General features: G+C 62.4%; 18 protein-coding genes. 9 read left to right on the top strand and 9 right to left on the bottom strand.

All coding sequences use genetic code 11. From position 1 onward, the window contains the following. Positions 1–24: 24 nt before the first annotated feature. From pbpC to ACI77I_RS02680, 3 genes are all read right to left on the bottom strand, one after another. Entirely contained in the window at positions 25–2322 is a 2298-nt protein-coding gene (pbpC, locus tag ACI77I_RS02690) for a penicillin-binding protein 1C (RefSeq protein ID WP_406996912.1), read from the bottom strand. Continuing rightward, the gene (locus tag ACI77I_RS02685; RefSeq protein WP_406996911.1) at positions 2303–8110 is read right to left on the bottom strand and encodes an alpha-2-macroglobulin; all 5808 of its coding nucleotides are present in this window, start codon (positions 8108–8110) and stop codon (positions 2303–2305) included. The genes pbpC and ACI77I_RS02685 overlap by 20 nt, the downstream gene beginning before the upstream one ends. A 77-nt stretch (positions 8111–8187) precedes the next feature. Further along, a complete protein-coding gene (locus ACI77I_RS02680; RefSeq protein ID WP_406996910.1) occupies positions 8188–8817 on the bottom strand; it encodes a LysE family translocator in 630 nt (209 codons plus the stop codon). A 127-nt stretch (positions 8818–8944) separates the two neighbouring features. Here ACI77I_RS02680 and ACI77I_RS02675 point away from each other — a divergent pair, with 127 nt between their 5' ends. Beyond that, the gene (locus tag ACI77I_RS02675; RefSeq protein WP_016978705.1) at positions 8945–9427 is read left to right on the top strand and encodes an Lrp/AsnC family transcriptional regulator; all 483 of its coding nucleotides are present in this window, start codon (positions 8945–8947) and stop codon (positions 9425–9427) included. Positions 9428–9573: 146 nt separating this feature from the next. On the opposite strand, the gene ACI77I_RS02670 is transcribed toward ACI77I_RS02675, so the two are convergent. The 6 genes from ACI77I_RS02670 to ACI77I_RS02645 are packed head-to-tail and all read right to left on the bottom strand — an operon-like array spanning position 9574 to position 15254. After that, positions 9574–10506, bottom strand: a complete 933-nt coding sequence (locus tag ACI77I_RS02670; protein ID WP_094949046.1) for a phosphatidate cytidylyltransferase — start codon at positions 10504–10506, stop codon at positions 9574–9576. A 1-nt stretch (position 10507) separates the two neighbouring features. After that, positions 10508–11128 carry a lysophospholipid acyltransferase family protein gene (locus ACI77I_RS02665; protein ID WP_406996909.1) on the bottom strand — a complete coding sequence of 207 codons (621 nt, stop codon included), beginning with the start codon at positions 11126–11128 and terminating at the stop codon, positions 10508–10510. A 9-nt stretch (positions 11129–11137) separates the two neighbouring features. Further along, positions 11138–11581, bottom strand: a complete 444-nt coding sequence (locus tag ACI77I_RS02660; protein ID WP_094949044.1) for a hypothetical protein — start codon at positions 11579–11581, stop codon at positions 11138–11140. Next, a complete protein-coding gene (locus ACI77I_RS02655) occupies positions 11571–12869 on the bottom strand; it encodes a phosphatase PAP2/dual specificity phosphatase family protein (protein ID WP_406996908.1) in 1299 nt (432 codons plus the stop codon). Before ACI77I_RS02655 ends, ACI77I_RS02660 begins: the two co-directional genes overlap by 11 nt. A 2-nt stretch (positions 12870–12871) precedes the next feature. Continuing rightward, positions 12872–14626, bottom strand: a complete 1755-nt coding sequence (locus tag ACI77I_RS02650; protein ID WP_406996907.1) for a bifunctional alpha/beta hydrolase/class I SAM-dependent methyltransferase — start codon at positions 14624–14626, stop codon at positions 12872–12874. Between the two features lie 10 nt (positions 14627–14636). After that, positions 14637–15254, bottom strand: coding sequence for a CDP-alcohol phosphatidyltransferase family protein (locus tag ACI77I_RS02645; protein WP_094949041.1), 618 nt, complete (start codon positions 15252–15254; stop codon positions 14637–14639). A 303-nt stretch (positions 15255–15557) separates the two neighbouring features. On the opposite strand from ACI77I_RS02645, the gene hflK (ACI77I_RS02640) reads away from it, so the two are divergent. The 8 genes from hflK (ACI77I_RS02640) (at position 15558) to cfaB (ending at position 24726) form a co-directional block, all read left to right on the top strand. Beyond that, complete coding sequence (gene hflK / locus ACI77I_RS02640; RefSeq protein ID WP_406996906.1) at positions 15558–17483, top strand: protease modulator HflK; 1926 nt, start codon at positions 15558–15560, stop codon at positions 17481–17483. Positions 17484–17492: 9 nt separating this feature from the next. Then, on the top strand, positions 17493–18482 hold the full coding sequence (gene hflC / locus ACI77I_RS02635) for a protease modulator HflC (protein WP_263472442.1): 990 nt from the start codon (positions 17493–17495) through the stop codon (positions 18480–18482). Continuing rightward, positions 18479–19513: a protease modulator HflK gene (hflK, locus tag ACI77I_RS02630; RefSeq protein ID WP_242153575.1), complete on the top strand. Its 1035-nt coding sequence runs from the start codon at positions 18479–18481 to the stop codon at positions 19511–19513. Before hflC ends, hflK (ACI77I_RS02630) begins: the two co-directional genes overlap by 4 nt. Beyond that, the gene (locus ACI77I_RS02625; protein ID WP_406996904.1) at positions 19510–21396 is read left to right on the top strand and encodes a cation-translocating P-type ATPase; all 1887 of its coding nucleotides are present in this window, start codon (positions 19510–19512) and stop codon (positions 21394–21396) included. The genes hflK (ACI77I_RS02630) and ACI77I_RS02625 overlap by 4 nt, the downstream gene beginning before the upstream one ends. Positions 21397–21511: 115 nt before the next feature. Then, positions 21512–21763, top strand: a complete 252-nt coding sequence (locus tag ACI77I_RS02620; RefSeq protein WP_094949036.1) for a hypothetical protein — start codon at positions 21512–21514, stop codon at positions 21761–21763. Positions 21764–21830: 67 nt separating this feature from the next. After that, positions 21831–22676 carry a DUF692 domain-containing protein gene (locus ACI77I_RS02615; RefSeq protein WP_094949035.1) on the top strand — a complete coding sequence of 282 codons (846 nt, stop codon included), beginning with the start codon at positions 21831–21833 and terminating at the stop codon, positions 22674–22676. Beyond that, positions 22667–23455: a putative DNA-binding domain-containing protein gene (locus ACI77I_RS02610; RefSeq protein WP_406996903.1), complete on the top strand. Its 789-nt coding sequence runs from the start codon at positions 22667–22669 to the stop codon at positions 23453–23455. Before ACI77I_RS02615 ends, ACI77I_RS02610 begins: the two co-directional genes overlap by 10 nt. An 86-nt stretch (positions 23456–23541) precedes the next feature. Next, positions 23542–24726: a C17 cyclopropane fatty acid synthase CfaB gene (gene cfaB, locus ACI77I_RS02605; protein ID WP_094949033.1), complete on the top strand. Its 1185-nt coding sequence runs from the start codon at positions 23542–23544 to the stop codon at positions 24724–24726. The last annotated feature ends 55 nt before the right edge of the window (positions 24727–24781 follow it).

Genomic DNA, 24781 nt, shown 5'->3' with positions numbered 1-24781 from the left:
GAGCTGTGCGAAAGGGATGTCTGATCACGGCACAAACTCCACCTTCAACCCCCGGCTCGCACTACGCCCCTGATCATCACTGACCCGCAACCGGTATTCCCCCGACTTGCCCGGCCGCCAGTTCAGCGTGGTTTGCGGCGGGCCTTGGCCGATCAACGTTTGGTCGGCAAACCAATACAGCATCGTCGCATCGCTGGCCGCGTTGGCATTCAGCGGGATGCTTTCCTGCGGCTGGGACAGGCGCAACTGATAGCTCACTTGAGTCAGCGGCGAGCGAATCTGCGGCGCTTCGCTCTGATCGCTGATGCGGTTGGGTTGGCAGTTCTTCATCACATTGGGCGGCGTGCGCCGGGGCAGGCCTGCCGCTCGGTACAGGCGCTGTACGTCGCTGGGCCAGAATTCGAAGACTTCTTCGCGGGTGTATTGCGCATCGAAGGGCGGGCACGCGGCTTTGCCGGTGCGCGTGTCGATCAGCACTGGGCGGTGCAGGTTGGACACACGAATCGGCGAGACGCCCGGTACATACCAGGTTTTGCGGGTTTGCGGGCACCAGCGGTTGGGCAACTCACCGGAGGCGGCGCAGACGTCGATGCGCACCAGCCCGGCGGGTGGCTTGTCGGGTTTGATCACCACCGTGGGCAGTGCCAGGGGCAGGGCGTCGGCGATGCGGAAGAACAACGGCGCGGCGGTCTTGGCGCCAATAAACGCAGGGTTCGGTCGACCATCAAAGTTACCGACCCACACCACCAGCACGTAGGGGCCGACCAGGCCTGCGCTCCAGGCATCGTGAAAGCCCCAGGAGGTGCCGGTTTTCCACGCGGTGCGCCAATGGCGGCCCGGCAAACCATCCGGCCGTGGGTTGCGGCGCAGCATGTCGCGCACCATAAACGCGGCTTGCGGAGTGAGCAGTTGGGGGCCGGTAGATTGCGGCTGTTCCTGCAAATAGCGCAGTGGCCGCAAATGCCCATCGCCGGCCAGCATCACATACAGCTGCGCCAGCTCTTCCGGCGTCATCTCGCCGCCGCCCAGCGCCAAGGCCAGGCCGTAATGGCTCTCGCCGCGCAGGCCTTTGATGCCGGCGCGTTGCAACAAGCCATACAGCGAAGGCGACTTGACCTGGCTGGCGAGCCACACCGCCGGGATATTGCGACTACGGATCAAGGCGTCCCGCGCCGTCAGCGGCCCGATAAAACTGCCGTCGAAATTTTCCGGCTGGAAGTAGCCGAAGTTACTCGGCAAATCCTTGAGGATGCTCATGGGGTGAATCACGCCCTGATCCAGCGCCAGCCCATATAGAAACGGTTTTAGGGTCGACCCCGGCGAGCGCCGCGCCAAAACACCGTTGACCTGCCCGTGGATGCTTGTGGATAAGTAATCCGCCGAGCCCACCAGCGCCTTGACGCTCTGGTCGCGGCTGTCGATCAGGATCGCCGTGGCGTTTTCCACACCGGTGCTGCGCCGCTCGGCGATAAAGCCGGTAATCAAGCGCTCCAGCAATTGCTGAAGCGGCAGGTTGAGGGTGGTGTTGAGCTCGTTACCTGCCTGGGACGCGAGCAACTGTTCGCTCAGGTGCGGCGCCAGAAACGGGATCTGCTGACGGTTGCGCGCTTCCAGCGGCAAGTCGAGCAAACTGTCGTTGCGCGGGTCTTGTGGATAAGTTTCACGCCAGTCGGCCATCAAGCGCAGCCGCGCGTTTTGCAGCGACGGCCCAAAGCGCGCGCGTCGCCCCGGCTGCTGGGGAATCACCGCCAGCGCCAGCGCTTCAGACAACGACAACTGCGCCGCCGACTTGCCAAAGTAAATGCGGCTGGCCGCTTCGGCACCTTCGATGTTGCCGCCCATGGGCGCCAGGTTCAGGTAGGCCTCAAGGATGTCGTGCTTGCTGTAACGCGCCTCCAGCCACAGCGCCAAGGCCATCTGCTGCAACTTGCCCGGCACCTGGCGGGTGTTCAAGTCCCACAAGCGTCGCGCCAGTTGCATGCTCAAGGTTGAGCCGCCCTGGCGCTGGCCGCCGCTGTAGGTGGCCATGGCCGCCCGCAGTAACGCCGGGGGGTTGATCCCCGGATGCCAGTAGAAGTTGCGGTCTTCCTTGAGCAACAACGCTTCGACCAGTGAAGGCGACATGCGCGCAAGCGGCAGCCATAAACGGTATTGGCCGTCAGTTGCCAACGTCATGCGCAGCAGCGCGCCGTCGTCGGCCAGCACCACCCGCGACGAGGTCACGGCCTGTTCCAGCGGGGCATGTGGCCATAGCCGCAACCCCACCAGCACCGCCGCCGTTGCCAGCAGCGGCGTCAGGCGTTTAAGGCTTGGTAATTTCAAGCTGGCCTACTTTGCCGCGCCCTTGCAGGGTGGTTTCGTACATCCCTTCGGCGTAGGCCGGTGGCGTGTTGAAGGTGCCGGCGTTGGTGGCGCGCACGCGGTAGACGAAAGTACTTACATCGCGCAGCGCGGTGCCGTACAACACCACTCGATCATCCCGCACATCCACGTAGTCCGGCTGCCAGTTGCTCAGCTCGGTTTCGCCGATGGGCGCCTGCCAGGCGTCAGTTTCATCACCGTCGGCGGTTTCCACGTACTCCGAATCGTCGCCTTCACTTTCATCGGCGCTTGCGGCCTCTGGTTCCGGCGGCAAGTTATACACAGGCTCGACGCCGCCGGGCAGCAGGTCGACCACGGCCACTTGCTGCACTTGGTCGCGGTCGGTGGCGCGCAGACGCAGGCGCACCAGGAACTCATCGCCCACCGCCACTTTGCTCACCGGCTCGCCCTTGAGGTCGAGGTATTCGTGGATGATTTCCAGGCCATTGTTGATCGGCTTGAGCTTGGCGCCCTTGTCGAAACCGGCTTCGCTGAGCATGTAGAACGCGGCCGGGCCGTCGGTTTTTTCCATCACCAGCTTCTGCGTGGCACCCGGCACGGCGGCGCGCGGTGGCTGGCCGGCCATCTCCAGCAATTGCTGCTGCTTGTCGCCCAGCCAGGCGGTGGCCTTGAGGGTCATGTCGCTCTGCGCGCGCTGGCCATAGTTGTCCAGGGCACGCAGCAGCAAGGCGGCCGACAGCGAGTTGTAGCGTTGCTCGTTAAGGCGTTTGCCGAGTTTATCCAGCAGCGCTGTCGGTACATCGTCGAGCAACTCTGGGAAATGCCGCGCCAGCAGGTGCAAGTGTTCGGCGTCGTGCACCAGCGGGTCGTAATACAGGCCGTCGCTGACCCACTTATCCACAAGGGAGCGCCATGGGATTTTGCGGAACAGCGTATCGGCCTGGCGATCCTGCTTGAGCAGTTTGTAGCTGGCGGCCAGGTAAGCGGCGCCCAGGTCGTTCTGCCAGGTGTCTTTGAAGTAGCTCTCGTAGCGCTCGCGGATATCGCTCAAGGCGCCGCTCACGAGAATCCCCTGACGGCTCAGCAGGTAACTGGCGTAGGCACGGTTGCGCAATTCCGACAGCCCTTCGCTCGGGCCGTTGGCCAGGTCCGTCAGATACGCATTGGAGCGCACCAGCAAATCTTCCGGCACTGGCAGCCCGCGTTCCTTGGCTTCGATCAGGAAGTCGGTGGCGTACAGGCTGGCATACGGCGCCACATCCGGGTTGGCCGCCCACAAACCGAAGCCGCCGGCCTGGTTCTGGCGTTGACGCAACATGCGCACCGCGCTGCTGAACGCGTGCTCGGCTTCTGGCGCCGTGCCGCCCCAGATCAACGCCGGCATGGCCTTGGACACCAACTGCTCGGTGCAGGCGTAGCCATAGTCATCCAGGTAATGCTTGAGGCCGTTGGCCCACACCAGCGGCGAGGCGGCCACGCCTAGCTGCACATCACGCAGTTGGCTGAACAGTTCGCGCGTTGGCTTGAGCTCTTTGCTGGCGCTGTCGAAACGACCCAGGCTCAGGGCCACGCGGTGTTCGCTCAGCGGGCGGATCGAGGTGGTTTCCCCGACCTGGATGCGTTTGCCATCGGGCAGCACGGCGATAAAACGCAGGTCCGCCGAGCCGAGGGTTTCGCCGACCTTGATTTTGAACTCAGCGGTGCCTTCCTTGCGCGGTTGCAACGACAAGGTGCTGCCTTTGGTGCCTTGCACGTTGAGGCCGTCGCTGGTCTGCAGTTCAAACTTCACGTCCGCCGCTGCGTCGAGGTTGCTGAACACCCCGGCGCTCACATTGAACACATCCCCCGGCGCGACAAAGGCCGGCACGTTCGGCGTGATCACGATCGGCCCACGCACGTCGGTGCTGGCCTCGCTGACACCCATGCTGTCGGCATCCACTGCCACCGCAAACAGGTGCAGCTTGCCGTTGAAGCTGTCCGGCACTTGGTAATGCAGCACGGTTTCACCGGCCGGCAGGTCCACCAGCCCGGACCACCACGCCACCGGTGGCTGATGTTTACGCTTGAATGGGTTGAGGTGGTTGGCCAGGGCGCCTTCGGTATCGCCACCGGGCGCTGCCCCACTGAGCAGGCGGCTGAATTCCGGTAGGATCAGGTCAAGAATCTGACTGGTGCCGACTTCCAATGCGCGCTTCTGGAAGAAGAAGCCCAATGGGTCCGGCGTCTGGTAGCGCGCCACTTGCAAGATGCCTTCGTCAACCGCGTAAACCACCGCGCGGCCTGGGCGGTCGGCCGTGACCTTGATGTCCAGGGTTTGTCCTGGTTCGATCTTCGCCGGGCCTTCGACCTTCAGCGCCATGCGCCGCGCATCCAGGTTGATGCTGAACGGCACCACGCCGTAGGACAGCGGGCTCATGTAGACCTCGGACGAGCCGATGTCCCGCACAAACTGCACGTTGACGTAGGCATTGCCCTCAAGGCCTGCCGGCACGCGGATATGTTGCACGCTGTTGGTGCTGTCGGCCTTGAACCACTGCTGGGTGTAGACCTTATCGCGCTCGATGGTGATCAAGCCGGCGCCGGTGTAAGGCGCGCGAATGCTGATCGCAATTTCATCACCGGTGGCATAGCTGCGTTTATCCAGGCGCAGTTGCAACTCGGCGTTACGCTCCAGGGAGCGCGAAGTGTTGCCACGCCCGGCTACGCTGTAGTCGATCTGGTTGAGCAGGTTGCCGTTGGCATCCTTGAGTTGCAGGGTGAAGTCGCCCGGCGTGCCGGTGTTCAGGGTCTGCTTGGCGCCGTCCTTGGTCATCGTCAGCGGTGAGGCCGGCTGGCTGATGTTTTTGATGCGCGATTCGTACTTGTAGGTGCCGTTGGACTGTTTCACCAGCACCGACACATAACGGTGCTCGACCACTTCACTGGTCAGGCCATCCACTGCCACTGGCGTAAGGTCCGGCGCGACGGCCAGCCACTGCACCTGACGCGGGGCGTCCTTGGCCACGTATGAGAGCGAATCCTGACTTTTCACACCCACCAGATACGGCGCGGACGACACCAGCAGCGCACTTTGCGCCGCTACGTTACGGCCACCTTCGGCCTCGAATACCTGGGTCATGACCTGCAGGCGATAGGTGCTGTTGGCGAAGCGTTGCAGGTTGAGGTCAAGCACGGCCTGGCCGTTGTCATCGACGGTGGTTTCGGCGAGGTCTTCGGTGCTGGCGTCTTCCAATGAGTCGTTGAGGCGGAAGCGGTAATCGGGATAACGGTCGAAGGCCGCGAGCGTCGGGCTCAGGGACATCTTCGCCGTGACCCGGCGGCCGGCCGCCGGGGCGCCGAACAGGTGCATCGCGGTGACTTTAGCCACCACTTGGTCCGGTGGGATCCAGCCCGGCACCGGCGTTTCGTGCAGGCTCAGGCTGACCTTCATGCGGTCCGGCTCGAAATCTCGGACCTTGAAGCTGACACTGCCCAGGTCGGTGCGGGTGTTTTTCTCGCCAATCAATTGCAAGGTGGCGGTGTAATCGCCAGCCGGGGCGACTTCACTGCTGGGGAAATCAAAGGTTTCAAAACCGCTGGTGGACAACTTCAGTGGCTGGCGAATTACCTCCAGGCCGCGTGGGTCGGTGATTTGCAGCTCCACCGGCAGGCCTTGCAGGGCGCCTTTCCAGTTGCCACTGCGTACGATCATGCCCACGTGCGCCGTCTCGCCCGGGCGATACAGGCCACGGTCGGTAAACAGGTACGCGCTGAGGCGATCAATCGCACCGTCTTCTTCCAAACCGCCTACGTCGAAACGCGACAAATCCAGCTGCTGAGACTGACGGGCAATCGGCAGGAAGGACTGGTCATTGCCGCGAGTGACCACGTACATCAGCGGCGTTTTCTCACGGCGCAATTCATCCAGCTTGGCGAAATGCACATGGCCTTCGGTGTCGGTGCGGCCACTGCTGACCGCCAGACCGTTGCGGCCGATGATGTCGACTTGCGCATCCGCCACCGGCGAACCATTGCCGATCGACTGCACGTACACATCATGGCTGCCGTCGCTTGCGCGCTTGGCGATGATGCCGAGGTCGGTGACCACGATGAAACGCAGATCGCTGGTGCTGCTGCGGTCGTATTCAAACGTGCGCTCGGCCGGGTCGTCCTGAGGGCTCAGCTTGAGTACGAAAATGCCGCGACGCCCGCCGTTGGCGGTGAGGTAGTGGCTCAGATCGACGTTGTCATAAACGGTTTTCGCCGGGTCATTAGACGACAGCGGAATATCCAGCGACTGACGCTCGACCATCCGATCAAAGTATTCGTTGCCGAAGTTCGGCCGAGCGAAGCTGCCGCTGCTCTGGTCCACCAGGTGCTGCAACTGGTTGGGCAGCAGGCGAGCGATTTCGACGTGGGCGCCGGGCACGCCACGGGCCATGAAGCCCAGGCGTTTTTCGCCGTTGAGGCTGAGCAGTGCGCCGTCAGACAAGAACTGCAAGGTACGCGGATACGCGGGCATGCTGATCAAGGAGGCCGTAGGGTTTTTCGCCAGGTAGCCGCCAATGGCTTCCAGGTTCGCGGGCACGCGCACATACAGCGCGCGGCCAGCCGGGGCCTTGAACTTGAAGGCGTGCAGGGTGTTCAGCGGCTCGACGCTGGGCACGTGGGTCAAGTTGACCTTGGTGCTGCGGGCGAGCAGGGTGTCGTCGATGTCGTTGCTGGTGTAGGGGCGGGTGTCGTCCTGGGCTTTTTCCGGCAGCAGCCAAGCCTGCACCTTACCGGCGATGGTGTCATCGGCTACGGCGCTGGAACTGCTGAACATCAGCACCGGCTCCGGCTCGCCGCGTTCGTTGTCGACAAAACTGACGTCGGCGCCGGTAAAGGTCAGGCGATAGCGACCGGGCACAGTGACTTCCGCCACCAGCGGCGCGTTGTTGGCATTGCCGCCATCACGGGCCTTGATGCCTTCGTCGAGCTTGGCGCTGACCGGTGTGCTTTCCAGCGGCGTGGCCAGGGCGGCGGAGCGTACGTAGGCGTTGAGCTTGGTGTCGTCGAAGGTGATTTCGGGGCGGTTAGGCAGCTGCGCATCACGGTAAGCCAGGCCTTTGCCGAGGGTCACGGACACGCGCTTACGCAGGTTGTCTTCGTCCACCGGGTGGGAAAAGTGGAAGGTCGCCACCAGCTGTTTCAGCGTTGGGTTGGACGGGTCTTGGTACAGCTCGTTATGGGCCAGGGTGGCGCGGAACGGCTGGGTAGAAAACTGGCTGCTGTACTGGCTGAGCAGCACGCCGTCGGCCAGGAGATTTTTCTTGGTCAGGTCGAGGGTGTAATGGGTGTCGATGGGCCAATCTTTTTCCGGCACGAACAATAAGGTGCGGTCGTCGGACCAGCGCCAGGCGCCCTCCACAGTGGGCTTGAGCGTGATGCCTTCGGTAACCGGTTTACCAATCGCCGCCAACGGGGCCACGGATTCAGCGAAACGCACCTGCAAGTTATCCACAACCGGCGGCTGCTGGGTGTAATCCGTCAGGTTAGGTTTGTGCAGCGAATAACCCACGGTGTGCGGCTGCGGCAGGTTTGAATACCAATGCCAGCCATAGAAGCCGGCGGCGGCCAGCAACACCAGCCCCAACACCCCAGCGCCAGCCTGACGCGGGTAAGCGCGAGACTTGCGTCCCAGGTTCGCCAGGCCATGGCCGATGGCGCGCAGCCAGGATGGCGGTTGCCATTGGCCGAACAGGGCACTCACCACAGTGGTTAACAGGCTGAGAAAACGGCGGCTGATCGCTTTCAACGTATCGAACATGGTGAGCATCCCTGGCTAAGTGCGGCGTATCTTACAGCGTCTTTGATACAAAAGATGACGTGGATACACCGCAGGGCTCAGGCGTGCTGCACAAAAGTGAGACGCAGCGCAAAACCGATCAACAGACTGCCGAATAACCACTGCTGCATACGTTGTGCCGAGCGATTACGTGCCAGCCAGCGGCCGATGCGTGCGCCGGCCAGGGCGTAGCAACAATCGAAGACGAAACCGACACTCACCAGGATCACGCCCAGCAACGCAAATTGCGCCGCCACCGGGCCGCTTTGCGGGTTGATGAATTGCGGCAGCAGCACCGAGCAGAACAACAGGGCCTTGGGGTTGAGCAGATTGGTCAGCAGGCCGCGTTGAAAGGCCGCGCGCCAGGCATGGGCTGGCGGGGCGCCGTGAGAGGCTTCGAGCGCTGGCAGCATATTGGTGCGCAGGCATTGCACGCCCAGCCATAACAGATAGGCCGCGCCACCCAGGCGCACCACATCAAAGGTCCATGGCGCCACCTTGAACAAGGTCGCCAGCCCAATGCCTGCCAACGCCACGTGGCACGCCCGCGCTAGTCCCAAACCGATTGCCGTGGTCAGCGCCAATGCCTTGCCCTGGCGCGCGCCGGTTTGCAGCAACAAGATCATGTCCGGCCCCGGCAGCAGATACACCACCGACAGCGCCACCAAAAATAACCAGAGCTGCGCCATGTTTCACCCCCTTCAATTGTCGGCTAATTCTAGGGCGGGAGGGCGAGGCAGGTGCTTGCGTAGTCAGCTAGAAAAGCGTCTAGTCTTGGCACTATCTGCCACTTATAAAGCCAGCGACCATTCATTTATGCCAAATCTAAAACTCGATGCCTTTGACCGCAAGATTCTTGAAGCCCTGCAACGGGACGGGCGCCTGAGCAATGTGCAACTGGCTGATGAGATCGGCCTGTCTGCCTCACCTTGCTTGCGGCGCGTGCGGCTGTTGGAAGAGGCCGGGGTGATTCGCGGCTATCAGGCGACGCTGGATCGCGATGAAGTCGGCTTGGGCATGATGGTGTTTGTCGGCGTGAAGGTGGAACGGCATAACGACACCGAGGCGAATGCGTTTCGTGAGGCGGTGACGGCGTTGCCCGAAGTGATCTCGGCTTTTTTAGTGTCGGGCGAGTCGGATTTTCTATTGCAGGTGGTGGTGCCGGATTTGCGTGGGTATGAGCGGTTTGTTACTGGGAGCCTGCTGAAGCTGCCGGGCGTGAGGGATATCCGCAGCAACTTCGCGATCCAGACCGTGAAAACCCCAGGCGCCTTGCCCCTGGGGCATTTGCCAGGCTGAATACTTGGAAACACCGCAAAACAACCGTGGGAGCTGGCTTGCCTGCGATAGAGGTGTATCAGTCAACAGATGAGTTGCTGACCCACCGCCATCGCAGGCAAGCCAGCTCCCACAGTTGATCCGCTTTGGGCTTGAGGGTGTATTTCTCAGGTCCACCAGTACCGCACTAGGTGAAAGAAAATCGGCGCGGCAAAACACACCGAATCCAGCCGATCCAGCATGCCGCCGTGCCCTTCGATCATATGCCCCCAATCCTTCACGCCGCGGTCGCGCTTGATGGCTGACATCACAATGCCGCCGGCAAACCCGAGCAGGTTGATCAGCAGCGCGATCAAGAACGACTGCCACGGGTTAAACGGCGTGGTCCACCACAGCGCTGCGCCGATCAGGGAGGACAGCAGAATCCCGCCAACAAAGCCTTCGACGGTTTTGGACGGTGACAGGTTGGGCGCGATCTTGTGTTTGCCGAACAGCTTGCCGCACACGTACTGCAGCACGTCCGACAGTTGCACCACGATCACCAGGTAGGCGATCAGCAACAGGTTGCGGCCTTCGTAGCCAGGGATGTCGAGGGTCAGCAGGGCCGGTACGAACGACACGCAGAACACTGCAATCATCAGGCCCCATTGCACCTTCGATGCGCGTTCCAGGAAGTGTGTGCTGTCGCCGCCCAGCGAAGCGAGGATCGGCAGCAGCAGGAACAGGTACACCGGGATGAAGATCGAGAACAGCCCGTACCAGTCGGCATAGATCAGCAGGTATTGCAGCGGCAACGCCAGGTAGAACGCGGCCACCAGCGCCGGGTAGTCACTGCGGCGGGTTGGGGTGAGGGTGAGGAACTCGCGCAGGGCGTAGAACGACACCGCGTAGAACAGCAGGATCACCGCGCCGGTGCCGAGCCAGAAGGCGATGCCAATCACCACCACCATCACCCACCAGGCGTTGATGCGGGCGTTGAGGTTGTCGATTACCGCATTTGGCGTGCCACGGGTGCGCAGCTTGAGGATCAGGCCGATCAGCGAGGCGAGCACCAGGATGGCGCCGATTCCGCCGAACAACATCAGGGTTTGGCTATCCATGTCAGACATGCTCCGGGGCAAGGGCGAGCAGGGCGTCGCGGGTGCGGGCGAGGAAGGCGGCTTTGTCTTCGTCGTCTTCCAATTGCAGCGGCGCGCCGAAGCTCGTGGTGCACAACAAAGGCAGCGGCAAGACCCGGCCCTTGGGCATGACCCGGTTGAGGTTGGCGATCCACACTGGAATCAGTTCGGCCTGTGGGTAACTTTTTGCCAGGTGATACAAGCCGCTCTTGAAGGGCAGCAAGCCGTCTTCGAGATTGCGCGTGCCCTCGGGGAAGATGATCAACGAGTCACCGCCTTCCAGCGCGGCGAGCATGGGCTGCAAAGGGTTATCCACAGGGTCTTTGCGTTCGCGATCGATCAGCACGCCGTTGAACACGCGGTTGATGATGTAGCGGCGCAGCGCGCTTTTGTTCCAGTAGTCGCTGCCGGCCACCGGGCGCGTGAATTTGCGCAGGTTCTGTGGCAACGACGCCCACACCAGCACAAAGTCGCCGTGGCTGCTGTGGTTGGCAAAATAGATGCGTTGCACCGGCACCGGCGCGCAACCCAGCCACAGGCTGCGGGCGCCGGTCACGGTGCGGGCCATTGAGGTAATCAGGGTGGCAACCACGGGTTCGAACATGGGGATTCCTTATCCGGCGAAAGGTAGCCAAGGGCTGGCGAGGATCACGGCCAGGGTCAGCAATACTTGCGCGCCCAAGAGCCAGGCTTGCTTGCGCAGCAGTTTGAGGGCGCCGCGACGGCGTTCGATCCAAGGCCGGCCGACGCGTTTGGCCGATTGCAAGCCAAGGGTTTGCAGGGCTTGATCGAGGTCCGGGGTGCGCTCGGTGTCACGCGCCAGCAGGGCGAATAGATCCGCATCGAAGGCTACCCGCAGCGCCCAGTACTTTTGCAGCAGCCCGAGGGTAATCATCCACAGGCTGAGCAGCAGGCAGATCGGCGAAATACTCGCCAACAGCAGTTGGGCCAGGCCGAATAACACGCCGAGCAGCGTCAGGCCTGTGGATAACTGATCCAGCGAGCGGCCGCGACGCAGCAGGCTGGCAACCACTTGGAGTTCCATATCAGCGGGCATGGGCTAAACCCTCCAGAGCTTCACGGTGAGCGGGATGCAGGACCACGTTGGCGCGCGCTGTACGAATAACAGCCAGTGCCTCATCCACCGTTGCCGCGCGCCCGCTGTGCAGCAGCCACGCGGCGACGGCCGTGGCGCTGCGTGAATAGCCGAGGGCGCAACACACCAATAACGGCCCGCTTGCGCGCAGGCGTTCAATGGCCTGGGCGGCTTGCAGGCATTCGGCGGGTGTCGGCGCGATCAGGTCCAGCACGGGGACGCATTCATAAGAGCGGCCCTGTGGATTAATCGGCAATTCGGCGCACAGATCGACGATGGCCTTGAATGAACCTTGCTCACCCACCGTAGGGATTCGCCCAAGCCAAACGTTATCCACAACCAGGTCCGGCTGTGGATGTTTACGTGTCCACAGGCGCGAGTTGACCCACGCCGCCGCCAAGTAGGGCGCATACAGCCAGCGCGCGGCAGGCGTCAGGGTGCCGTCGGCGCGTTTCTGAAAGCCCGGCGCGCCGAGTACGAAGTAATTGGCCTTGACCAAGCCCAGGGAAACCGCTGGCCACAGCAGCCACAGCCACCCACCGCCGAGCACCAACGCGAGAATCACCAAGGCCAAGGCGCCCAGGCCGTAGCGCACGCCTAGCCGCCAGCGTTTTCTATCCCGCGTAAGCCGCGCATTCAGCAGCGGGCTCGGGTGTTCCAACGGCCACAGCCACACGCAAACCCAGCCGGCGAGGGCGCCTGTGGGTAAGTCGATAAAGTGATGTTGATAAGTGGTCAGCACCGAAATACCGATCAACGCGAACCAACCGTGGACCACCCAGCGCCAAACGCCTTGGCTGTGGCGTTGGTACATGATCCACAGGATCACCAGCAATGCGATGTGCAGCGATGGCGCCTGGTTGAACGGCTTGTCGAAGCCCGCCAGCACGGCAAACAGCCAGCCGAACACGCCATCCAGCTCCGGCCGTTCAAACGTGAAGCGCAGCGGCCAGATCAGGAAGCAGCTCACGGCAATTACCTGGGCCGTCAGCAGGCGCAACGCGTGTTGTTTCAGTTCATGGCGGCTATTGGGCAGCAGCAGGGAGAAGCCGTAGAGCAGGTCGATGGACCAGTAGGGCACGATGGTCCAGGCCCAGAACGGCATATGGGTTTCCCAGCCGAACACCAGCGTGCCGACGTCGCTGCGCTGGCTGGTGACCCAAGTGGCGAAGCCGTAGGTGCTGAAAAACAGCGGTGCCAACAGCAACAGCCACAGGACTGCAGGTTTCAATAAACCGGGTTCGCGCATGCTCAGATCTTCTGTGCCAGGGACACGGTGAAAATGCCCCACTCATCCACACGCTGGGTGATTTTGCGAAAGCCTGCCGCCTCGACCAGTTGATCCATCTCCGCCTGGCTGCGTCGGCGCATCACCCAGGCCTGGCCCTGGCGGTGGCTGGTCAACGCGCGGGCGATCAGTTCCAGCTGCGGGTGCCACGGCTGGCCGGTGTAGACCAGATAACCGCCGGGCTCCACGGCTTCGGCAAGGCCGGCCAACGAGCCACCGACCATGGCGTTGTCGGCAAATAATTCATACAGGCCGGACACCACCGCCAAGGTCGGCTTGGGGTCGAGCGCCGCCAGGTCCGCGCGATCAAACGCATCACCTTTCACGAACTGGGCGATATCCCCCAGGCCTTTCTCACGAATCAATGCGCTACCGTCACGCACGTTGATGTCGCTGTAGTCGCGCAGCAGGATCGATTCCGGCAACGGCGACACACCCTGCAAGGCTTCCAGAATGTAGCGGCCGTGGCCCGCAGCGATGTCGACAATGCGCACTTCGCGATCATCGCTGCGCAACTTGGCCATGGCCAGGCGCAGCAGTTCTTCGACGTTCAACTTGCGCTGGCGAATGCCGCGCCAGCCGATGGAGTTGAGGTAGTTGGTGTCGATCATCCGCCCCAACCCGCCCTTGCCGGTGGGAGTGTTGCGGTACACATAATCGAGGGTGCTGCCGGAGTCGAAGCCGGTGTCGAAGCCCAGCTTCACCCCGTCCGACAAGTTCTTGCCCAGGCCCATGCTGGCGCGGGTCATGCGCCAGTACAGGTCGCGCAGGGAATTGCGCGGCAGCGGCGTGGCGAGGGATTCGGACTCGGCGCAGGTGGCGCCGAGTTTGTCGGCGTCGAGCAGGGTGGCACGGTCCAGCGGGTGCGCAAAGTTCTGCAGGATAAAGCGCTTGGCGCTGCTCACGGCCACGGCGCGGTCGCGCTCGCCGAGGGTGTCGTGGAAGAAGCCGGGCAGGATGTGCAGTTCTTTTTTCAGGCTGCCGAGGCGGTCGAAAAATTGCTGCTGGGGTTTGCGGTGCACCACAAAGTCGGAGCCGGAGATCAGCAGTTGGGTCGGCACCTGGATCGCCTGGGCATCGGCTACAACGCGGTCGGCGGCTTCGTACAGGCCAAGCAGCACATTCACCGAAATCGCCTTGGTGATCAGCGGGTCGCTGTCGTAGGACGCCACGCGTTCAGGGTCATGGCTGAGGAACTTGGCCTTGACGTAGCTGTTGACGAAAAAGTTGCCGCGAAACTTGCGCATCAACGCCAGGCCCGGCCGTGCGAACGGCACGTAGAGCTTGACCTTGAAGGCCGGGGAGGCGAGCACCAACGCGCGGATTTTCGGCGCGTAATCGTGCACCCACGTGGCCGCGATCACTGCGCCGACGCTTTGGGCGATCACTGCGCTATTTTCTTCTTCAATGCCGTAAGTGGCGCCGATGTGGTCGCGAAAGGTCTGCACGTCGCGGGCACTGGTGGCGAAGCTGGGGCTGTCACCGCGTGCGCCGGGGGATTGACCGTGACCACGAGCGTCCCAGGCGAAGAAGTCGAACTGCGGCAGGTCGAGTTCATCGACCAAGTGGGCAATACGCCCCGAATGCTCGTGGCCGCGATGGAACAGCAGGATCGCCTTGCGCGGCTCATCGCCAAGCGGCGCGGTGGCCGGCCAGTGCCGGTAGAAAAGCTCGACGCCATCGTGGGTACTGAAGCTGTGCTCTTGCTGTTCGCGCATCGCAAATTCCTTATGCAGAAGGGGACGTCGTTTCTTTAAGGCCTTGGCGTACACGGTTGACCAAGGTGTAGGCGAGCAGGGCGGCAACCAGCCACATCACCGTGTCGACCCAACCCGCGCCGAGCCAGCCCAAGGCCACGCCGGTGGCCAACACGCCGAGTACAAACGCGCGATCACTCTTGCCCATCGGGCCGTCGTAGCGCCGCGACGCACCGACCATTGGCCCGAGCACACCGGCGTATTCGCTGAACACCGCCAGCAACGTGACCAGCAGCACCGGCGCCAGGCTCACGCCGGGGATTAATGCAAAGGGCAGGATCAGCGCGCTGTCGGCGATCACGTCGCACAGTTCATTGAGGTAGGCGCCCAGGCGCGACTGCTGGCCGAATTCGCGGGCGAGCATGCCGTCAATGGCGTTGAGGGCCATGCGCAGGATCATCCACAGCGGGATCAGCGCAAACAGCCAGAGGTGTTGGGCAAAGCCTGCGATCAGCAAGCCGACCAACAAGGAAACCAAGCCAGCCAGCACGGTGATCTGGTTGGCAGTGGTGCCGTTGTCGTAGAGACGTTGCACCAGAGGGCGCAGCAGGTTTTGAAAACGCGGCTTGAGCTGATAGATCGAAATCATGAGAGGTGACGCTTCCTAGTCCATGGACCCGCGAAAAACTGTTTGGAGTGTGCCGATTTATCCGTGCTTACACCAGTGATGGCTCGTGTTTCTGGGGGGTTAGTCACGATCTCGAATGCAATGAAGGACAAATGTGGGAGCGGGCTTGCCCGCGATAGCGGTGTATCAGACTAAACATCGATAAGCGGCAGACCGCCATCGCGAGCAAGCCCGCTGCCACAGGGGGTTTGTGGTGTTTTCGAACAAAAATTTCACGCTGCGTGTTATATCGTAACGAATTGTGTGCGAGCGGGCGTTGAGTGGATGCAAGTGGATCTAGAAGCTGACGGCGCTTCGGTGGAAGGCCTGCCGAGTTTTCAGCAGGGGCTGTTTCATGCCCGTCGATTGCGCCAGGCCGGTATCAGCCTGACGGCGCTGGCCGTTTCCGGTTGGGTGCTGGCGTTGTTTGTCGCCCTGTTTGCGCCGCTGTCAATCTGGCCGGTGGTGCTGATCAGCTGCGCGTCGGCCTTGTGGGTGTTGGTGGCGGGCCTGCAGTCGGCATGGTGGGTCGCCGATTGGCGGGCCCAGGCGCTGGAAGAACCGACGGTTGAGTTGATCGAACCGCCCGTTGAAGACGCCGGCTGGTACGCGCGATTTGTCGCACGTTTTGGCCGCGGCCTGCTGGCGCAGATTGGCGCGCCGGTGTTGTGGTTGAGCGGCTGGTCGTTGCTGGCGTTGGTCAGCATTATCGAGTTCTGGAACCTGGCGCTGCCCGCTGCAGCCGTAGGGCAATCGGCGAGTATTGGCGCCGCGTTGGGGCTGGCATTGGCCTTTGGTTTGTTGGTGTTCGAGCGCCGCCTGGCTCAGGAAACTGCCGCGCAATGGCCGGAGGCGTCACAGCTGGCGCAGTTGAGCCGGGTGGCGATTGCCTGTTTGGTGGTCAGTGCGATCTGCCTGCTGTTTGCCGGCGCGGAATCTGTTTGGCCATTGCGCCTGGCCGTGCTGATCGGCCTGCTGCCCGGGCTGGTCGCCGTGGAGTTTTTGCTCAGGGCCGTACTGTCGCTGTTCAGCCCACGCCAGCCGCGCCTCGAACCGCGCTTGATGGCGCAAAGTTTTATCGCCGACTTGCTGCGCTGGCCGCCACGACCCTTGCTGGCGTTGCAGCACGAATTGCACAACCGCTTCGGCATCGACCTGCGCCAGATCTGGGCGTTTACCTACATGCGCAGGGCTTTCCTGCCGGTGTTGCTGGTGGTGCTGGCGGTCGGCTGGGCGCTGACCGGTGTGCATGAAGTGCCCCTGCAAGGCCGTGGGATTTATGAGCGCTTCGGCAAGCCGGTGGAAGTGTTCGGCCCTGGCTTGCATGCCGGGTTGCCCTGGCCGTTGGGCCGCGTCATCAACATCGAAAATGGCGTGGTGCATGAACTGGCCACCAGCGTCAGCGACGGCTCCCCACCTGAGCTGGTTTCTGCTGAAGGCCCGGCGCCACTGATCGCCAACCGGTTGTGGGACGCCAGCCATGTGAATGACAAAGCCCAGGTAATTGCCAGCAGCAGCGGCGACAAGCAGAGCTTCCAGATCGTCAATATGGACGTGCGTTTCGTCTACCGCATTGGCCTGACTGATCAGGCCGCGCTGGCCGCCACCTATAACAGCGCGGATGTGCCGACGCTGATCCGCAGCACCGCCAGCCGTATCCTGGTTCACGATTTTGCCTCGCGCACCCTCGACGAATTACTCGGTGAGCAACGCACCCAACTGGCCGATGAAATCGGCCGCTCGGTGCAGGCGGATTTGCAGAAACTCAACAGTGGCGTAGAAATTTTAGCCACGGTGGTGGAAGCGATTCACCCACCGGCCGGCGCCGCCAATGCCTACCACGCCGTGCAGGCTGCCCAGATCGGCGCCCAGGCGCTGATCTCCCGCGAGCGCGGCGCCGCCAGCGAACAGACCAACCAAGCCTTGCTGCAAGCCAGCACCGCGCGCGATCAGGCGTTGGCCACCGCGCGCGAAGTGAATGCCGGTGCCCAAGCGGCCGACCTGCGTTTTACCGCTGAGCAAAAGGCCTACGCCGCTGCAGGCCAGGCCTTCGTGCTGGAACAGTACCTCGGCCAACTCAGCCAGGGCTTGGCCCACGCCAAGCTGCTTATTCTGGATCACCGCCTGGGCGCCGATGGCGCACCGACGATTGATCTGCGTTCTTTTACTTTGCCGGCCGACCCGATGGCGCCGCGTAAAGCCGTTCAATAAGGAGTCTGTCTGTTGAGCGCTCATTCTCACGATCACGGTCATCATCACGGCCACCACCATCACCACCACGGTGATGAGCAAGCGGCTGGCCCGTTCCCTTGGCGGCGCATGGCCTGGGCGGTGTTGCTGGTGCTGTTTGCGGTAGCAGCCGCCAGCCTGGTTCAGGTGCGTTCCGGCGAAGCCACGGTGATTACGCGGTTCGGCAACCCGTCGCGGGTGCTGCTGGAACCGGGCCTGGGCTGGCGCTGGCCGGCGCCGTTCGAAGCGGCGATCCCGGTGGACCTGCGCTTGCGCACCACCTCCAGCGGTTTGCAGGATGTGGGCACTCGCGATGGCCTGCGCATCATCGTGCAAGCCTATGTGGCGTGGCAGGTGCAGGGCGATGCCGACAATGTGCAGCGCTTTATGCGTGCGGTGCAGAACCAGCCGGATGAAGCGGCGCGGCAGATTCGCACGTTCGTCGGCTCGGCGCTGGAAACCACCGCCGCGAGTTTCGACCTGTCCAGCCTGATCAACACCGACGCCAGCCAAGTGCGCATCGCTGATTTCGAGGCGCAGTTGCGCCAGCAGATTGATCAACAATTGCTCACCACTTATGGCGTGCGCGTGGTGCAAGTCGGTGTCGAGCGCCTGACGCTGCCGTCGGTGACGCTCACCGCCACCGTCGACCGCATGCGTGCCGAGCGCGAAACCATCGCCACCGAGCGCACGGCCGTGGGCAAACGTGAAGCGGCGCAGATTCGCTCCGCCGCCGAGCGTGATGCGCGCATCGTGCAGGCTGATGCCACCGTGAAAGCCGCCGACATCGAGGCGCAGTCGCGGGTCGAAGCCGCACAGATTTATGGGCGTGCCTACGCCGGTAATCCGCAGCTGTATAACTTGCTGCGCTCGCTGGACACTTTGGGCACGGTGGTGACGCCGGGCACCAAGATCATCCTGCGCACCGACGCTGCGCCGTTCCGCGCGCTGGTCGATGGGCCGAAGGATGTTCAACCATGAGTGAGCGTGACAGCCCGGACAGCCCATGGATCCAGGCTGGGCGCCTGACCTTCCTGGCGCTGTACGCGGTGACCGTGTTGGCGGCGTTGGCCTGGGCGTTTTCCAATGTGCGCCAGATCGACCCGCAGAACCGTGCGGTGGTGTTGCACTTCGGCGCGCTGGACCGTATTCAAAATGCCGGGCTGTTGCTGGCGTGGCCGCAGCCGTTCGAGCACGTGGTGCTGTTGCCGGCGGCGGACCGCGTGATCGAACGTCGCGTGGAGAACCTTCTGCGCTCCGACGCGGCAACGCAGGCCGACCGCGTGGCCAGTTTTGCCACGCCGTTGAGCGACGCACTGGCCGGCTCCGGTTACCTGCTGACCGGCGATGCCGGGGTGGTGCAGCTGGATGTGCGGGTGTTTTACAAGGTCACCGAACCCTACGCGTTTGTGCTGCAAGGCGAGCATGTGCTGCCGGCGTTGGACCGCCTGGTGACGCGCAGCGCCGTGGCCCTGACGGCCGCGCGCGATCTGGACACGATTCTGGTGGCGCGCCCGGAATTGATCGGCAGCGATAATGGCGCCGCCGAGCGCCGTGAGCGGCTGCGTGGTGATCTGGTGCAAGGCATCAATAAGCGTCTGGCGGAGTTGGCTTCCACCGGTTTGGGACTGGGCATCGAAGTGACCCGTGTCGATGTGCAATCGAGCCTGCCGGGCCCGGCGGTGAATGCATTCAACGCAGTGCTGACTGCCAGCCAGCAAGCCGACAAAGCCGTGGCCAATGCGCGTACCGACGCGGAAAAACTCACCCAAACCGCCAACCAAGAGGCCGACCGCGTGGTGCAAGTCGCCCACGCCCAGGCCAGTGAGCGCCTGGCCAATGCCCAGGCGCAAACCGCCACCGTCGCAAGCCTGGCCCAGGTCAAAGACCCGGGCTTGATGCTACGGCTGTACCGCGAGCGCCTGCCGAAGATTCTCGGCCAGGCCGGTTCCGTGACCACGGTCGATCCTAAAGACGACTCCCGTTTGATCATTCAGGGAGCCGAACAATGAGCGCGCCTATGCTGACGTCCGCCGAGCAGCGCAGTGCTGCCCGGCAATTGACCCTGGCCATGTTGGCGTTGGGCTTGCTGGTATTGGGGTTGGTGTGGCGCTGGCTGGCGCCGGACCAGAACGGTGTGAGCCAACTGCTGCTTGGGGTCGCCTCCTTACTGGTGGCCGTGCCGGTGATGCGCTCGGCCTGGTACAGCCTGCGTTACCCGAGCCTGCATGGCATCACCGACCAGTTGATCGCCCTGGCGATGATTGGCGCGTGGGCCACGGGCGACCTGCTGACCGCCGCCTTGCTGCCGATCATCATGATTTTCGGCCATGTGCTGGAAGAGCGCAGCGTGATCGGCTCCCAGGAAGCGATTCATGCGCTGGGCAAGCTGACCCGCAGCCACGCGCGTTTGGTGCAGGCTGACGGCAGCATTGTGGAAGTGGATAACGGCACGCTGAACACGGGCGATATCGTCGAAGTGCGTGCCGGTGACCGCGTGCCCGCCGATGGCGTGGTGCTGTCGGGCCAGGCGAGCCTGGACACGGCGCCCATTACGGGTGAGTCGGTGCCGCTGGAAGCCAGTGTCGGCGTGCAGGTGTTTGGTGGCGCGATCAACCTCGACGGTTTGCTGCGCCTTGAAGTGACCCGCACGGGTAATGAATCGACCTTGGGCAAGGTTATCGCGCTGATGCAGAACGCCGAGCGTTCCAAGCCGCCGATCACGCGGCTGCTTGAGCGTTACGCCGGCAGCTATATGGTGCTGGTGTTGCTGCTGGCGGCGGTGACCTGGTTTGTGACCAATGACGCGCAGGCAATGCTCGCCGTGCTGGTGGCGGCGTGCCCGTGTGCGTTGGTGCTGTCGGCACCGGCCACGGCGATTGCCGGGATTGCGGTGGCGGCGCGGCACGGGATTTTGATTCGCAGCTCGGCGTTCCTCGAAGAGCTGGCGGACCTGACGTCGTTGGTTGTGGATAAGACCGGCACGCTGACTTTTGGCACGCTGCACCTGCAATCTGTCGAAACCACGGCGCCGGATCGGCAGGTGCTGCTGAACCTGGCGGCCAGCCTGGGTTCGGCCAGCAGTCACCCGGTCAGCCGCGCGCTGGCGGGGTTGGCGACGCAGGAACAAATGCTGGGGCTCACGGATATCCGCGAACGTCAGGGGCTTGGCGTGGTGGCGCAGACCGAGCAGGGCGAAGCGGCCTTGGGGCGCCCGGAGTTGTTTGAGCAACTGGGTATTACCACTACCGCAGTCCCGAATCATGACGGGCCGATTGCCGGGTTGGCACTGAACGGGCAATTTCTCGCCTGGCTGTTGCTGGCTGACAGCGTCAAGCCGGAAGCGCGTCAGGCACTGCAAGAACTGCGGGACTTGGGCCTGGGCCGCCAACTGCTGCTGACCGGCGACCGTCAAAGCGTGGCGGACAGCCTGGCGCTGGACGTGGGCATCAGCGACGTCGAAGCCCAGGCGCTGCCGGAAGACAAACTCAACCGCGTGCTGGGGGAAATCAGCAGCGGCTTCCGCCCGATGGTGGTCGGTGACGGTATCAACGACTCGCTGGCGCTCAAGGCGGGCGTGGTCGGCGTGGCGATGGGCGCGGGCGGGGCGGACATTGCACTCGCTTCGGCGGATGTGGTGTTGATCGGTAGCGATCTGCGCCGCCTGGGCACCTGTGTGCGTTTGAGTCGCCAGTGCCGCCATACGTTGCAGGTCAACGTGATCATCGGTTTGGGTTGGACCTTGGCCATCGTCGTGTTCGCCGCGTTTGGCTGGCTGGGGGCCGCAGGCGCGATGATTGCGGCGGTGTTGCATAACCTCAGCACCTTGCTGGTACTGGGCAACGCCGGGCGTTTGCTGCGCTTTCAGGAGCCGCTTTTGAAGCTCGACGATTAATTTTAGAAATATTTGCACACGGCTGTAACGCGGATAAGGGACCTCACTCTAGTGGTATGTCGAGACTGAACAATCCGTTCAGACCGGCTCCACTACCGATCATGAGGAATACACGATGAACATCAAATCCGCTGCTGCTGGTGCCGCCCTCGCAATGGCCGCCGCTACTATGTTTGCTGGTGTTGCCACTCAGGCTCAAGCCGCTGATACCGCTGTGCATTGCTATGGCGTCAACGCTTGCAAAGGCCAGAACGACTGCAAAACCAAAGACCACGCGTGCAAAGGTCAGGGTTCTTGCAAAGGCCAGGGCTTCCTCTCCATGAGCAAAGCCATGTGCGACCAGAAAGGCGGCACCGTCGGCGAATAACCGGCAACCAAGTGCACCCGCAGCGGATGCCCCCCACCGCTGCGGACACTTTGCCTTGGAGTGAGTCATGTCCGCGTCCCTTCCAAGTCTGGGTTACGGCCTGGGTTTACGCAGTGAGTACTACCAGCAGATCCTTGAACAATCGCCGGCCGTGGATTGGTTCGAAGTGATCTCCGAGAATTATCTGGTCCAGGGCGGTAAAGCCTTGTATTACCTGGACGCGATAGCCGAGCGTTATCCCTTGGTGATGCACGGTGTGTCCCTGTCCATCGGTGGGCCGCATGCCCTCGATATCGATTACCTCAAACAAATCAAACAGCTCGCCGAGCGCATTCAGCCCGCGTGGATTTCCGATCACCTGTGCTGGAGCCGTGGCAGTGCGCACCAATTGCACGACTTGCTGCCACTGCCTTACACCGAAGAAAGCCTTTATCACGTAGCCGGCCGCGTGCGCCAAGTGCAGGACGTGTTACAGCGCCCGTTAGTATTGGAAAATGTCTCCAGCTACGTGCGCTCCAAGGCGGATGAATTCACCGAGTGGGAATTCCTCAATGCCTTGGCTCATCTCACGGGCTGCCAGCTGTTGCTGGACGTCAACAATGTGTATGTCAGCTCGCGTAATCACGGGTTCGACGCCTGGACCTTTATCCGCAGCCTGCCGCCCGAAAGCATTCGCCAGCTGCACTTGGCCGGGCATATGGATTACGGCGATTACGTGGTCGATACCCACGACCATCCGGTCTGCGACCCGGTGTGGGCGCTTTATCAGCAAACGTTGGAGCTGTTGGGGCCGGTGTCGACGTTGTTGGAGCGCGATGACCATTTCCCACCTTTCGAAGAGCTGCTCACCGAGCTGAGCAAGGCCCGTGAACTGGGCGCTGCCGCGTTGGCCAGGAGGGCGTTATGCGCCTGATTGATTGGCAGCTGGCCTTTGAACAGCATCTATTGTGTGAAACCTCGGTGGCCAACCATTGTTTTGCCGCCACCTTGCTGGGCGGGCCGACCCTGGACGTGGACACGGGCCTGGCGATTTATCACAACGCCTATGTCGCCCGACTGCAAGAAGTGTTGCGGCATGACTTCGGCGCCATCTGGTATTGGCTGGGGGACGATGAATTCGCGTTACTGACACACGCCTATGTGCGGCGTTATCCGTCTGCCCATTACAGCCTGCGATGGCTGGGCGAGCGGTTCCCGGCGTTTCTCGTTGAGCATCTGGTGGCTGAGCAAAGCGCGCCGCTGGCCGAGCTGGCGCGGTTGGAGTGGGCGTTTACCCTGGCCTTTGACGCGCCGCAGGGCGAGCCGCTGAGCCTGAATGACATGGCGCAATTGGCACCCGAAGACTGGCCGGGTTTGCAGGTCACTCTGGCGCCGTCGGTGCAGCAGGTGCTGTGCCATTTCAACAGCGTGGCGATCTGGCGGGCCAGCAAAGATGAATCGGATTTCCCTGACAGCAAGGCATTGGAATTGGCGCAGATTTGCCTGGTGTGGCGTCACCAGAACGTGTGCCATTACCGCAGCCTGGAGCCGGCCGAAGCCTGCGCGTTGGCGGGAATGGTGACCACTGGCTGGAGTTTTTCAGAACTGTGCGCAGAGTTGGCAGTCACTACTGGAGAGGGTGCGCCACTGCAAGCGGTTACGTGGCTGAAACAGTGGATCCAGGACGGTTTGCTCGAGCGACGAGGCCTATAGAATAGCGCTATCAATTCGATAGCCTCCTACTTTGTCTTCGGATGGTCTACCCTCAAACCAGACGTCTGAAACAAGGGGGATTACTCATGCTCGCGCAACTTCCACCGGCCTTACAGAATCTTAAGCTACCGCTACGTCTTCGACTCTGGGACGGCCATGAATTCAACTTGGGCCCCGAGCCCAGTGTGACCATCGTGGTGAAGGACCCCACGTTTGTGTCCAGTCTGACCCATCCAACGCTCGACTCATTGGGCGAAGCCTTCGTCGAGGGCAAATTGGAGCTGGAAGGCTCCATCACCGAAGTGATCCGGGTGTGTGACGAGTTGAGTCACGCCCTGATTGATGACGACGAGGGAAGTCGTCCGGTGCGCTCGATCCACGACAAGGCCACTGACGCAGCGGCCATTTCCTACCATTACGACCTGTCCAACGAGTTCTACCAGCTGTGGCTGGACCAGGACATGGCGTACTCCTGCGGTTATTTCGAAACCGGCAGCGAATCCATCGACCAAGCTCAACAAGACAAATTTCGCCATCTGTGCCGCAAGTTGCGCTTGCAGCCGGGTGAGTATTTGCTCGACGTAGGCTGCGGTTGGGGCGGGCTGGCGCGGTTTGCGGCGCGTGAGTTCGGGGTCAAAGTGTTTGGCATCACCCTGAGCAAGGAGCAACTGGAGTTGGCCCGGGAACGGGTCAAAGCCGAGGGCCTGGAAGGCCAGGTGGACCTGCAACTGCTCGACTACCGCGACCTGCCGCAAGACGGTCGTTTCGACAAAGTGGTGAGCGTGGGCATGTTTGAACACGTCGGCCACGCCAACCTGGCGCAGTACTGCAAGGTCCTGTTTGGCGCAGTGCGTGAAGGCGGCCTGGTGATGAACCACGGCATTACTGCTAAACACATCGACGGCCGCCCAGTTGGCCGTGGCGCCGGTGAGTTTATCGAGCGTTATGTGTTCCCCAACGGCGAGTTGCCGCACCTGGCGATGATGACGGCGGAAATAAGCGAGGTCGGGCTGGAAGTGGTCGACGTCGAAAGCCTGCGCCTGCACTACGCGCGCACGCTGGACCATTGGAGCGAGCGCCTGGAAGACAACCTGGAAGCGGCGGCGAAGAGGGTGCCGGAGCAAGCGTTACGCATCTGGCGGCTGTATTTGGCGGGTTGCGCGTATGCGTTTGCGCGGGGCTGGATCAATTTGCACCAGATATTGGCGGTAAAACCGCATGCCGATGGCAGCCATGAACTGCCGTGGACGCGGGAAGATATCTACCGCTGACTTAGGAACACCGAAGGTCTAAAAAACGTGGGAGCTGGCTTGCCAGCTCCCACGT

Origin of the sequence: Pseudomonas sp. D47 (assembly GCF_045447305.1) — a bacterium.
In the GTDB taxonomy this organism is placed as follows: domain Bacteria; phylum Pseudomonadota; class Gammaproteobacteria; order Pseudomonadales; family Pseudomonadaceae; genus Aquipseudomonas.
This window is presented reverse-complemented; position numbering and strand designations above follow the sequence as displayed.

Excerpts from the sequence above, each read along its gene's own strand:
- ACI77I_RS02685 (WP_406996911.1), bottom strand. The coding sequence starts at position 8,110 with ATGTTCGATACGTTGAAAGCGATCAGCCGCCGTTTTCTCAGCCTGTTA.
- ACI77I_RS02680 (WP_406996910.1), bottom strand. The coding sequence starts at position 8,817 with ATGGCGCAGCTCTGGTTATTTTTGGTGGCGCTGTCGGTGGTGTATCTG.
- ACI77I_RS02675 (WP_016978705.1), top strand. The coding sequence starts at position 8,945 with ATGCCAAATCTAAAACTCGATGCCTTTGACCGCAAGATTCTTGAAGCC.
- ACI77I_RS02670 (WP_094949046.1), bottom strand. The coding sequence starts at position 10,506 with ATGGATAGCCAAACCCTGATGTTGTTCGGCGGAATCGGCGCCATCCTG.
- ACI77I_RS02665 (WP_406996909.1), bottom strand. The coding sequence starts at position 11,128 with ATGTTCGAACCCGTGGTTGCCACCCTGATTACCTCAATGGCCCGCACC.
- ACI77I_RS02660 (WP_094949044.1), bottom strand. The coding sequence starts at position 11,581 with ATGCCCGCTGATATGGAACTCCAAGTGGTTGCCAGCCTGCTGCGTCGC.
- ACI77I_RS02655 (WP_406996908.1), bottom strand. The coding sequence starts at position 12,869 with ATGCGCGAACCCGGTTTATTGAAACCTGCAGTCCTGTGGCTGTTGCTG.
- ACI77I_RS02650 (WP_406996907.1), bottom strand. The coding sequence starts at position 14,626 with ATGCGCGAACAGCAAGAGCACAGCTTCAGTACCCACGATGGCGTCGAG.
- ACI77I_RS02645 (WP_094949041.1), bottom strand. The coding sequence starts at position 15,254 with ATGATTTCGATCTATCAGCTCAAGCCGCGTTTTCAAAACCTGCTGCGC.
- hflK (WP_406996906.1), top strand. The coding sequence starts at position 15,558 with ATGCAAGTGGATCTAGAAGCTGACGGCGCTTCGGTGGAAGGCCTGCCG.
- hflK (WP_242153575.1), top strand. The coding sequence starts at position 18,479 with ATGAGTGAGCGTGACAGCCCGGACAGCCCATGGATCCAGGCTGGGCGC.
- ACI77I_RS02625 (WP_406996904.1), top strand. The coding sequence starts at position 19,510 with ATGAGCGCGCCTATGCTGACGTCCGCCGAGCAGCGCAGTGCTGCCCGG.
- ACI77I_RS02620 (WP_094949036.1), top strand. The coding sequence starts at position 21,512 with ATGAACATCAAATCCGCTGCTGCTGGTGCCGCCCTCGCAATGGCCGCC.
- ACI77I_RS02615 (WP_094949035.1), top strand. The coding sequence starts at position 21,831 with ATGTCCGCGTCCCTTCCAAGTCTGGGTTACGGCCTGGGTTTACGCAGT.
- ACI77I_RS02610 (WP_406996903.1), top strand. The coding sequence starts at position 22,667 with ATGCGCCTGATTGATTGGCAGCTGGCCTTTGAACAGCATCTATTGTGT.
- cfaB (WP_094949033.1), top strand. The coding sequence starts at position 23,542 with ATGCTCGCGCAACTTCCACCGGCCTTACAGAATCTTAAGCTACCGCTA.